The organism is Alphaproteobacteria bacterium, from assembly GCA_018063245.1.
In the GTDB taxonomy this organism is placed as follows: domain Bacteria; phylum Pseudomonadota; class Alphaproteobacteria; order JAGPBS01; family JAGPBS01; genus JAGPBS01.
Window position 1 is genome coordinate 1 of the sequence record JAGPBS010000007.1, and the last position, 12,073, is coordinate 12,073.

Sequence of the window (12,073 nt, forward strand, 5' to 3'; positions counted from 1 at the left end):
GGATCAAAAGCAGAATGCAGAAACCATTATGGCGCATAGATGCCGAATATATGACAGCTTCAATTCTCCTTATACACATCGCTTTCGATTTTTTTCTTGTATTATCATCGGCGTCCATATATGACGAGAACTACTCCAGATTTCGTTTTTGTAGCAGTCCTATTGTACACGCGACGATGTTTTTCTTTTTCAGACGTATGTTGTGTCCTCGCCTCGAAATTCTCTTGAGTCGGTCAAGTTACAAGTTTAAAATAGAGGAATCTTTGTTAATGCGCATTCCAAAAGGAGCTCTTACAATGCCTAAATCCTCTCCATATCAAGTCTCATCAAAACAAATCATCATCGGCGTTGCCTTTATCATTGGGCTTATTGCAGTTTCCATCATTGTGACCAATTCGCCTCCTGCAAACACGCCTGAATCAGCGGCATCCGCTGAGCTCCAAACAATCTCAAATTCTATTCTTGAAAATCTCTCAAAAGAAACAAATCTCTCAATCAAAGACCTACAAAAGAACCTCTCACGTGATCAATTCAAATCAACGGAAGAATTTAACAAACATGTTCGTCGCTTCAACAAAGAAGTAAATCGTGTTAACCAAATCCTTGAAGACAGTAAAAAAATCACACTCAGTGACGCTTATAAAGCTTACGCAGCCGCACGTGAATTGATTTTGAAAGAAGATGCAACAACAGAATCATTTGAGCTCAAAGAAAATTTAATCATGCTCCCTCCTGAAATGGACCGTTTTACAAACATAAAAACACTGCGCCTCTCCGGAAACCACTTCATTGCTTTTCCAAAACCAATCACAAGCCTTAAAAGTCTAACTCATCTTGAAATCAATGCCAATCATCTGACAAGCCTTCCTGATGAAATAGGCGAGCTCTATGCTTTAGAATATCTAGATCTAACGGATAATCTGCTCACAACTTTACCTACAAGTTTTTGCCAGCTTTCAAGCTTAAACATCTTGATGCTCGCCAATAACCAATTAGCATCTCTACCAGATGAATTCGGAAACCTTAATGCACTCAGTGAATTAACTCTGTCAAACAATAGCCTGATAGCCCTTCCGGATAGTGTCTCTCAACTTAAAAACTTGACATCATTGAACGTAACTAAAAATCAGATTGATAATTTACCTTCAGGTATTGGCGATTTGACAAATTTGGCCCAATTGAACTTGTCATTGAATTCTTTTCGATCTTTACCTATGCAGATCAAAAACCTCACAAACCTCACTAGTCTTGAAATGTCTGATAACCCTTTCACAATGCTTGATACTGAACTAGAAGATCTTTTTCCACGTGTGAGATTGCTTCAAAGACTAGACTTGGCCAATACAAATTTGACGCTTGTTCCGGAGCAAATCACAATGCTGGAAAATATCGAATACTTAGATCTATCCCGCAATCAAAATCTGGAACTTTATCTGTCAACACTTCTGCCCCTCAAAAAGTTGCAATATGTCAATTTGACTGACACATCAGTCTATGCTGATGATGCTCTCCCGATTCTCAGACAGAATGGCACCGAGATTGATATCAATATGACTGCAACCGATATGATAGAGCAGCTCATCCCTGATGCAGAATTAGACACAGAGTAAGCCACTCAAGGCTCAATAAAGGAAATAAATAATGCCGCTATATGAACTCAATATCATTGCAGACAGTAACGATGCCATCCCTATTCACATCGTCAATACCGACAATTTTCAAACGGCACCATTAAGCAAAAAAGAAAGACAATGGTGTAAAACGCAGAATTTTGAAGCCAAACCGGGCCAGATGATTATAATCCCTGATGAAGATGGCTCTTTATCACAAGTACTCCTTGGAATTGAGACAGACCCAAAATTAGCTCAATCCTATGAGGCGATTTGGTCAATGGGAGATCTGCCCCTCCGTTTACCGGCTGGCACCTATAGGCTTGAATCTGACTTACCAACCGAATACCAAAAATTGCTCTGTCTCTCTTGGATCCTGGGCAGCTATCAGTTCACCAATTTCAAAACAAAAGAGCCTCTGAAAACTCAATTAACTTGCCCGAAAGCCGTCTCTATTGACTCTTTAAAAACAATGGCATCTGCTATTTATAAAGTCAGAGATCTCATCAACAGACCCGCTAATGACCTGACTCCTGAGAAAATTTGGATAGAAGCAGAAAAATTAGCAAAACACCATAAAGCCAAAGCAAAATCGATTAAAGGCAAAGATCTTCTTGCGAAAAATTTCCCAGCCATTTATGAAGTTGGCAAAGCTGCCGAGGCTGACCCTTATTTTATCGAATTAACATGGGGAGATAAATCGCACCCTCATCTCATTCTGGTTGGTAAGGGCGTCACCTTTGATTCAGGAGGCCTTGATATCAAGCCATCTTCAAACATGCGTCTTATGAAAAAAGATATGGGTGGCGCTGCCCATGTTTTAGGCCTTGCACATCTCATCATGGCAAACAAAATGCCTGTAAACCTAACCGTTTTGATTCCATCGGTTGAAAATGCGATTTCAGGCAATGCTTACCGCCCCTCGGACATCATTCCATCACGCAAGGGACTTTCCATTGAAATCGGCAATACGGATGCTGAAGGCAGAGTCATCCTTGCAGATGCCCTTTCTTATGCTGATGATATGAAACCGGATCTGATCATTGATTTTGCAACGCTCACTGGTGCTGCACGCGTGGCTCTAGGGACAGAAGTGCCGGTTCTCTTCTGCAACAAAGATGCCGATGCACAGGCTTTAGCAGAAGCCTCTTTTGCTGTCAAAGATCCTCTCTGGCGCCTTCCCCTCTGGACTGGATACAATAATGAGTTAGATACACCTTTTGCTGATATAACCAACAGCGGAAATGGGGGATATGGGGGCGCTATCACGGCAGCTCTCTTCTTAGAACGTTTTATTTCAACAGAAAGCGTTCCTTGGATCCATTTTGATCTCATGGCCTGGAATTTGAGAAAAAAACCTGGACGTCCAGAAGGCGGAGAAGCCATGGCGATCAGAGCCATCTATCACTTTTTAGAAAAACGATATCAAGCCTAAAAGAGATATTACCATTTTAAATCGTAGCTTTTTGATTTGAAATATGGTAATTTTTTGTAAATTTCTCTGGTGTAAAAGGATAAAACCAATGCTGAGCTACTTAGATTTTGAAAAACCAATTGCAGAACTAGAAGGCAAACTCCGTGAGCTACGCCACCTCTCTGGCTCTAATGGTGCACTTGATATTGTTGAAGAGCTTTCAACCCTTGAACAAAAGCTTGAAAAACTTCTAAAAGCAACTTACGAAAAGCTCACACCGGCTCAAAAAGTTCAAGTTGCAAGACATCCTCAGCGTCCACATGCAAAAGACTATATTCAAAATCTTATCACTGATTTTCAGCCTCTTGCTGGCGATCGTTATTATGGCGAAGATTATGCTCTTATTGCTGGCCTTGGTCGTTTCGAAGGTCAATCTGTTGCTATTCTTGCTCAAGAAAAAGGATCAGACACTGAATCCAGAATGCATCACAATTTTGGTATGGCTCGCCCAGAAGGCTATCGAAAAGCAAATCGCATCATGGATTTAGCTGAAAAATTCAATATTCCAGTTCTTAGCTTTGTGGATACATCTGGCGCCTATCCTGGTATTGATGCAGAAGAACGTGGCCAAGCTGAAGCGATTGCACGCGGCATTGAAAAATGCCTCACAATCCAAACACCATTTATCAGTGTTGTGATTGGCGAAGGTGGATCTGGCGGGGCAATCGCGATTGCGGCAGCTGATCGTGTTTATATGCTTGAACATGCAATTTACTCTGTCATTTCACCAGAAGGCTGTGCTTCTATTCTATGGCGTGACGGCACAAAATCAAAAGAAGCAGCTGCAGCTTTAAACATCACAGCGCAAGATCTTCTGAAACTCAGAATTATTGATTCTATCATTTCTGAACCTTTAGGCGGTGCTCATCGTGACCACGCAGCAACAATGAGTAGTACAGCTGACTGCATTCGCAAAGGATTTTCAGGTCTTTCTCAGATCGATTCCAAAACACTCACCAATCATCGATTTGAAAAATATGTCGCCATGGGACGTCAATTTTAAGGAAACGAAACGATCATACTAACGTAAGTTGCTTTTAGCACATATTTTTACTTCATATTTTGTTTACTGACTTTTTATTGAAAGGAAACAACCATGTCATTGGTTAAATTTTTACTACCCCCTCAATCAACAGAAAAACCTGAAGAAAAAAAGCCTCTTGATCTCAAGATGGAAAGACCTGAATCTAAATTGCATCTTGCTCTCCTCAGCCAATATGCAGCTGAATTTAGGGAAAAACCTCTTGCTGAAAGAACAGTATACCTCAAAGCTTTTGCAGATGCCTCCTCTCCTACTTTAATAGAAGCACTCTCCCGTGCACTCGATATGGAATTGAGATTAATGCAACATGAAGATACAGTTTTAGACATTTTTACTGAAATGAGCGCCCTCTGTTCAGCTGACAATACCGTTGCAATTGAAATCTTTAATTCAATTTTTAAGCCAATCATCCAAAGCGCAGCAGCTCTCAATAAAACAACGATATTTTTTCAATCCTTTCAACAAATAATAAATCTTTGTGCTGGAGACCCAGTACTCTGTGAAATGATAGGACTTTGGTATGAATGCAAAATACAAAATCCTGCAGTACTCGGAGCTACATTACAAATACCTTCTTACATCAAACATATAGATATTTGCACATTAAATGACGAGGAGTTCATGAACTTCATTGAAGCTCTTAAAAAGAACACAACCCTCAAAAGTTTAACTCTTCAAGGTATTGACACTGATAGAGTCATCGCTCTCGCTGAAATTCTTAAAGAAAATAAAACTCTCATAAGTCTTAATCTATCACATGTTAATGTGAGTGATTTTGGTATTGAATCACTCGGTGAATCACTTAAAATGAACAAGACGTTAAAGGAACTTCATCTTAATTCTACCACTATTGAATATGGAATAAGATGGATTGCTCAAGCCCTTATACTCAATCAAACACTCTCAAGCCTCGACCTTAAGTCTTGCAAGATACCTGATGTCGGCATCAAATGTATCGCATCTGCTCTTACCAAAAACACATCTCTTCAAAAACTGAACCTCTCCAGCACAAATCTGAACAATGAAGGATTAAATGCTCTCGCTGAAGCTCTCAAAGTAAATAATGTGCTCGAGAGTCTTGATCTTAGTCATAACAATATTGATTCCGCAAACGCAACATTCATCGCTGAATCTCTGAAAGTCAATAAATCGCTAAGGTCCCTCAATCTGTCTGGCAATAGGATCACTGATGCTGGGGCATTTGCACTTGCTGAAGCGATCACACTTAATCCATCTCTTACGCGTCTTGAGATAAGGGGCAACAGTATGAGTGACATCTCTAAAAGAGCGCTTGAAGAAGCCTTCGCCCAAAACCCATCAATCGCAAGTATAGATACTTAACTTATCAAAGCATTGTGAGACTGCTGCGAAAGTCAAACACCATCACTCAGAGGCTCCTATAGAAGTCCGCCTGTCAGGCAGAAGATCTCATCGTAGTTTCAGCGAAGACGGATGGGCGTAGGCTGATGGCTATCCCCTCTTCAAAAACAATAAGATTGCCGCGTCAGCCTTCGGCTTCCTCGCAATGACGTTTTTATTGCACTATTATAGGCACCCAGATATGGCGGAAAGAGACCCTTGTTCTGCTTTCATTATGACTTTTGTAGCAGTCTCAACACCTAAACATTCAGCAACACATCGCCTGCGTGAATGGTCATAATGTGCTTTGCTTCATTCAATGACCGAATCTGCAAAGCACCGCTCTCTGTAAGCGTTTCAAATGTGCCCACAATCTTTTTATCTGATTGAATGGTTATTTTTGAACCCAATTCGTGTGCTGAATGAGCAAGCCAATCTGCTCTCAACCTTTCAAAACCATTTTCTAACCACTGATTATATCGCGCTGTGAAATAAGATAGAAACTTAGATAAAAGAACATCCAGATCATGTTCCTTTTTTGTAATTTTGGCAATATAAGTTGCAGGATAAGGTAAGTTATCTGGTGCATGAAATACATTCAAACCAACACCTAACAGAATCCACTTCACATGAGCTGCTGAGTCAGCATCACTTTCCATCAAAATGCCTGATACTTTTTGGCCTTGAACCAACACGTCATTCGGCCATTTCAGCTTCGGCTTTAGATGATATTCTTCAAGCAAATCCACAAGGGCAAGCGAGGCTACAAAATTAATCTGTGTTGCTTGACTGAGCAAGCAGTTTGGCCTCAAGTAGATTGAAAAATATAAATTCCCTTCATCTGAAACCCAAACCTTACCACGACGGCCACGACCGTTCTGCTGTGTTTTCGCAAGAATAACTGTAAACTCAGGCGTCTCAGGCAATTTCACAATTAAGCGTTTCAACTCATCCATCGTACTATCTACAACGGCAAAACGATGAATATGATATTTTTCATTCATTGCAATATTGATATCAGATCCCATCTTTATGCCTTTCTTCGCAAATTGAATTTAACCTACCACAAAAAGTGCCTTTGCACCATGCATAGCAAAGTTTAACACAGGATTTGCAAACAAAAAGAAAAAAACCACAACAAAAATGCTAATCAGCAAAATTGGTCTTAATTCTGGGTCAGAATACAAGACTGAATCTTCTGGAGGCCTATCAAAATAAATCACCTTGATAATCCATAGATAATAGTAAGCCGCTACTACTGAAGCGAGAACACCCAAAATCGCAACCGTATATAACTCAGCATGAATAACTGACATAAAGACGTAAAATTTTGCAAAAAACCCAGCCAATGGCGGAATCCCTGCCATCGAGAACATCAATACAGTCATCACAAAAGCTAGCATCGGGTTTGTTTTTGAAAGCCCCGCGAGTTCGTCAATCCGCGTGATATATTTCCCATCACGACGCAATGAGAGAATCACACCAAAAACACCTGCATTCATAAAGAGATAGATGACTAAATATAAAAGTAAGTTTCTCACGCCTTCTTCTGTACCTGCAACCAAACCCAAAAGAGCAAAGCCCACGTGCCCAATTGAGCTATAGGCCAAAAAGCGTTTGATATTTTGCTGACGCAATGCGCCTAGTGAACCAACAAACATAGATAAAACAGATCCCCATATCAGCAAGACCTGCGTTTCAGAAAAAGCTTCAGCAAAAGGTTCCATAAAAACACGAACAAACATGCCCATCGCTGCAATCTTAGGCGCCATGGAAAACAAAGCTGTTACAGGCGTTGGCGCACCTTCATAAACATCAGGCGTCCACATATGGAAGGGAACCACAGAAATTTTAAACACCAAGCCAGCCAAGACAAAGACAACACCTAAATAAACACCCTGCCCCATTTCATTGGCAACAAAAAAATGGTTCAAATCTGTAAAGTTTGTTGTACCTGTAAAACCATAAATCAACGATGCACCGTACAGAAAGAGCCCTGAAGACAATGATCCCAAAATAAAGTACTTAAGACCCGCTTCACTTGATTGAACATCATCACGCATAAAAGCAGCAATCACATACAATGAAAGACTTTGCAGCTCTAGCCCTACGTAAAGAGACATCATATCATGGGCTGAGACCATCATCATCATTCCAATTGTTGCAAAAAGAAGCAATACCGGATATTCAAACCGATTCATCCCCGCATATTCATTGAAGTTCAAGGATAGATAAAGCGAAATTGAAACAGCAGCGACAATCAAGATCTTAAAAAAGTAAGAAAAGTGATCCATCACAAAATACTGCTTAAACAGAAAATGCTTATGACTCATATCAAGCCCAACCAATATCGCCATAAAAGCAACCAGAGCAATCACAGTAAGCCAACTGATCATCCGCACAGATTGATTCCCTCTAAAGACCCCAAGGATCAAAAAGAACATTCCCATAAAGGAGAGACCAATTTCTGGCAAAGCCGGTAATAATAACGCAAAAGACATATCCTAGTTCCTTACATTCATTTCATGACAGTATCTTGTTGTAAACAGTGACACCAATTTATTAACCCAAAACCGTACTTTTAATTTCCTTGAAGACCTGGGAATCTCACAATACAAGATTGATTGCATTTCAAAAGCACGCATCTGACGCTCAACCTCTAGCCTCAGATTCACTGCATTTTTAAAAACTGAACAATCAATATGTCTCATGACTATCTCCCCAAAAACCCAATCTGAATGCCGTGAGACGTATCCAAAGCAAATTCATACGATTGAATCAAATGACCAACTGATACATCCATAATGTGCAAAAAGGGCTTAGGGTAAAATCCCATCCAGAAAACCATGAGGATCAAAGGTGCAAAAATAGCCATCTCTCTCCATGATAAATCTTCAAAGGCTGCAACAGCTTTATTATGAATTGTTCCGAAGATCACACGGCGATAGAGCCAGAGCATATAGGCCGCACCCAAAATCAGCCCAGTTGCCGCAACAAAGGCCACCGTATTATTGACTCTAAAAGCACCCACCAGAACCAAGAACTCACCAATAAATCCACTCGTTCCAGGTAAGCCAACTGACCCAAGCATCATAACCATAAAGACAAAGGCATAGCGAGGCATGACTTTGACAACACCTCCATAATCACCAATCTCACGGCTATGAAGACGATCATAAACAACGCCCACACACAGGAATAAAGCTGCTGACACAATTCCATGTGACAACATTTGGAAAATGGCGCCTTGAATCCCCTGTTGAGTCATGGTGAAAATACCAATCGTCACAAAGCCCATATGGGCAATCGATGAATAGGCAATCAATTTTTTCATATCTGATTGAGCAAGTGCCACAAGCGACGTGTAAACAATCGCAATCATACTAAGTCCATAAATGATCGGTGCAAAAAATTCAGAAGCATCCGGGAAGAGCGGAATGGAAAATCTCAAAAATCCGTACCCACCCATCTTCAAGAGTACACCCGCCAAGATCACCGATCCAGCTGTAGGCGCTTCGACGTGCGCATCAGGCAACCATGTATGAACTGGCCACATTGGAACCTTCACCGCAAAAGACGCAAAGAAAGCCAAAAAGAGCCAAAATTGAACCGCAGGATCAATCTTGAAGTTCATCAGAACAGACATATCAGTTGTCTCGGCCATCACATAAAGGCTGATCACGGCAACCAACATCAAGACAGATCCCAAAAGCGTATAAAGGAAAAATTTAAAAGAAGCATAAACCCGTCTCGGCCCTCCCCATACACCAATGATCAAGAACATCGGCAGCAATACCCCCTCAAAGAAAATGTAGAATACCAAAAGATCCAAAGCACAGAACATTCCAACCATCATGGTTTCTAAAATCAAAAAGGCGATCATATATTCACGCACACGATCCTTAATGGATGCCCAGCTTGCCAAAATACACAATGGGGTCAAAAAGGTTGAAAGCAACACAAACAAAACCGAAATACCATCCACACCCATTACATAATTGATGTTGAATCCTTTGAGCCAAGTCACATTCTCAACCAACTGAAAATCTGTAAGACCTGCATCAAAAGAACGCATCATCACAAGAGACACAGCAAAAGTCACAAGCGATGTCCATAAAGCAATTTGCTTTGACAGTCTTGATGTTAACTCTTGTTTTCCTGGCAAAAGTAAGATTCCCAATGCACCAACAAGCGGGAGGAAAGTTATGATCGATAATATTGGCCAGTCACTCATGTCGTCTTCCTTTTTTTGTCACCAAATCAACAGGTTAGTATTGATAGAATTTAATTGTTACATAGATCATCAAAGCCAAAAGGCCTAGAATCATCGCAAAAGCATAATGATAGACATATCCAGTCTGCAAGCGGACCATATTTTTCGCAAAGTTACGCACGAATGATGAAGTCCCATCTGGCCCCACACCATCGATAATCGCCTTATCACCACCAAGCCAAAACATCTTACCCAAAAACTTTGATTGCTGAACAAAGACATAATCATAGAGCTCATCAAAATACCATTTGCGATAAAAGAGTCTGTACAAAGGCGAGAAAAGTTTCGATATCATTTGAGGGCCTGTTGCAAAAGGTCCATAGAACAAAATTGCCATTACAATACCCAAAAGCGAAATCCCCAAAGGTGCATATTTCACAAGCATAGAAACATGATGTGCAGCCTCAACTGTATCGTGACCTTGCGCTACAAAAATCGCACTTCCCCAGAAAGCAGCTCTGCCTTCACCAACAAAATATTCATATCCCCACATGCCCGCAAAGACAGATCCCAAACCTAACACAATCAATGGAATCATCATCACTAACGGAGACTCATGAACATGAGCCATCACTTTTTTATCCGCCCTCGGCTTGCCATGGAAGGTCAACATAATCAAACGCCATGAATAAAATGCCGTCATAAAAGCAGCAATCAGACCAAGACAATAGGCAAAAAATCCATAATCTGTGCCTGAGGCATAGCTCACCTCTAAAATCATATCCTTAGAGTAAAAGCCTGAAAAGATTGGAATCCCCGCAAGAGCCAATGAACCGATCCACATTAACGCATAGGTCGCTGGTATTTTTTTCCAGATTCCACCCATTTTACGCATATCTTGCTCGTGCGAGAGTGCATGAATCACAGATCCTGCACCTAAAAACAAAAGCGCCTTAAAGAAAGCATGTGTAAATAAATGGAAAATCGATGCACTATAGGCAGAAACACCTGCCGCAAAGAACATATATCCAAGCTGACTCATTGTTGAATAAGCAATCACACGTTTAATATCAAATTGAGTAAGACCAATACTCGCAGCCACAATTGCTGTTAAAGCCCCCACAATCGTTACAACCAACAGAGCCGCTGGTGCATATTCAAAAAGAGGAGAAAGACGCGCAACCATAAAAACACCCGCAGTCACCATTGTTGCCGCATGGATCAATGCAGACACAGGTGTTGGCCCTTCCATCGCATCAGGAAGCCAGGTATGTAGACCAAGCTGGGCTGATTTACCCATAGCGCCAATAAACAGAAGCATACAAGCAAAAGTCAATCCATGGAAACTATGGCCTAAAAACAAGATTTCAAAATCCTTCACATTCACAACTTGCGAAAAAACTGTTTTGAAGTCAACAGCGCCAAACAGATAGAAAATTGTACAGATACCAAGCGCAAATCCAAAATCCCCACACCGATTTACAAGGAAAGCTTTAATCGCTGCTGCATTCGCGCTATCTTTTTCATACCAGAAATTAATCAGCAAATAGGACGCAAGCCCAACCCCTTCCCAGCCAAAGAACATTTGGATGAAGTTATTCGCGGTTACCAGCATCAGCATCGCAAAAGTAAAAAGGCTCAAATAAGACATGAACCTTGGCTTATGCGGATCATCTGACATATAACCAACTGAATAAATATGAACAGCTGTTGACACATAGGTCACAACAACAAGCATCACCGCAGATAGCGTATCAATTTTAATCGCCCAATCAACATGGAAATGACCACTTTCAATCCAAGGGAGTAGAATATATTCAACAGGCTGACCACCCAGCGCGACTTCCTTAAACATAATTGTTGAAAGCACAGCAGAAACAATCAAGCCTAAGCAAGTCACAAATTGCGAGCCTCTGTCTTTTAAGATTGTACCACCAAAGCCTGCGAGCGATGCACCCAAAAGCGGGGCCAATAGGATCCATAAAGCCATCGTCATTGTATCACCTCATGCGCATGTACTATGTCAAATACTCCAATCATCCGTTACCCCTTCATCGCCTGCATATCATCCACAGCAATCGATCCCCTGTTTCTGAAATATGTCACCAAAATCGCAAGTCCAATCGACGCTTCTGCCGCCGCAACTGTTAAAATAAACATCGCAAAAGCTTGCCCCGTTAGATCATGTAAAAAGGCTGAAAATGTTACCAAATTGATATTCACTGACAAAAGAATCAACTCGAGTGACATCAATAGAACAATCACGTTTTTCCGATTCAAGAAAATGCCCAAAATACCTAAGCAAAATAAAATCGCCGCAACTGTGAGAAAATGATAGATTCCAATTTCCATCTTACATATCTCCTTTTAAAAGA

The 12,073-nt window shown here is 40.9% G+C and carries 9 protein-coding genes; 4 read left to right on the top strand and 5 right to left on the bottom strand.

Going from position 1 to position 12,073, the window contains the following annotated elements:
* Nucleotides 1-296 precede the first annotated feature (296 nt).
* The 4 genes from KBF71_01530 to KBF71_01545 all read left to right on the top strand — a co-directional run bounded on the left by KBF71_01530 (nt 297) and on the right by KBF71_01545 (nt 5,467).
* Nucleotides 297-1,610: a hypothetical protein gene (locus tag KBF71_01530; protein MBP9877001.1), complete on the top strand. Its 1,314-nt coding sequence runs from the start codon at nt 297-299 to the stop codon at nt 1,608-1,610.
* Nucleotides 1,611-1,641: 31 nt separating this feature from the next.
* On the top strand, nt 1,642-3,045 hold the full coding sequence (locus KBF71_01535; GenBank protein ID MBP9877002.1) for a leucyl aminopeptidase family protein: 1,404 nt from the start codon (nt 1,642-1,644) through the stop codon (nt 3,043-3,045).
* A gap of 88 nt (nt 3,046-3,133) precedes the next feature.
* Nucleotides 3,134-4,087 (top strand): acetyl-CoA carboxylase carboxyltransferase subunit alpha, encoded by a 954-nt coding sequence (locus KBF71_01540; GenBank protein ID MBP9877003.1) that lies wholly within the window; start codon nt 3,134-3,136, stop codon nt 4,085-4,087.
* A gap of 93 nt (nt 4,088-4,180) precedes the next feature.
* Complete coding sequence (locus KBF71_01545; protein MBP9877004.1) at nt 4,181-5,467, top strand: hypothetical protein; 1,287 nt, start codon at nt 4,181-4,183, stop codon at nt 5,465-5,467.
* A 278-nt stretch (nt 5,468-5,745) separates the two neighbouring features.
* Here KBF71_01545 and KBF71_01550 read toward each other — a convergent pair whose 3' ends face one another.
* The 5 genes from KBF71_01550 to nuoK all read right to left on the bottom strand — a co-directional run bounded on the left by KBF71_01550 (nt 5,746) and on the right by nuoK (nt 12,050).
* A complete protein-coding gene (locus KBF71_01550; protein ID MBP9877005.1) occupies nt 5,746-6,513 on the bottom strand; it encodes a biotin--[acetyl-CoA-carboxylase] ligase in 768 nt (255 codons plus the stop codon).
* Nucleotides 6,514-6,540: 27 nt separating this feature from the next.
* Nucleotides 6,541-7,986 carry an NADH-quinone oxidoreductase subunit NuoN gene (gene nuoN / locus KBF71_01555; GenBank protein MBP9877006.1) on the bottom strand — a complete coding sequence of 482 codons (1,446 nt, stop codon included), beginning with the start codon at nt 7,984-7,986 and terminating at the stop codon, nt 6,541-6,543.
* A 212-nt stretch (nt 7,987-8,198) separates the two neighbouring features.
* Nucleotides 8,199-9,719 carry an NADH-quinone oxidoreductase subunit M gene (locus tag KBF71_01560; GenBank protein ID MBP9877007.1) on the bottom strand — a complete coding sequence of 507 codons (1,521 nt, stop codon included), beginning with the start codon at nt 9,717-9,719 and terminating at the stop codon, nt 8,199-8,201.
* A 34-nt stretch (nt 9,720-9,753) separates the two neighbouring features.
* Entirely contained in the window at nt 9,754-11,688 is a 1,935-nt protein-coding gene (gene nuoL, locus KBF71_01565; GenBank protein ID MBP9877008.1) for an NADH-quinone oxidoreductase subunit L, read from the bottom strand.
* 53 nt (nt 11,689-11,741) lie between these two features.
* Entirely contained in the window at nt 11,742-12,050 is a 309-nt protein-coding gene (gene nuoK, locus KBF71_01570) for an NADH-quinone oxidoreductase subunit NuoK (protein MBP9877009.1), read from the bottom strand.
* Nucleotides 12,051-12,073 lie beyond the last annotated feature (23 nt).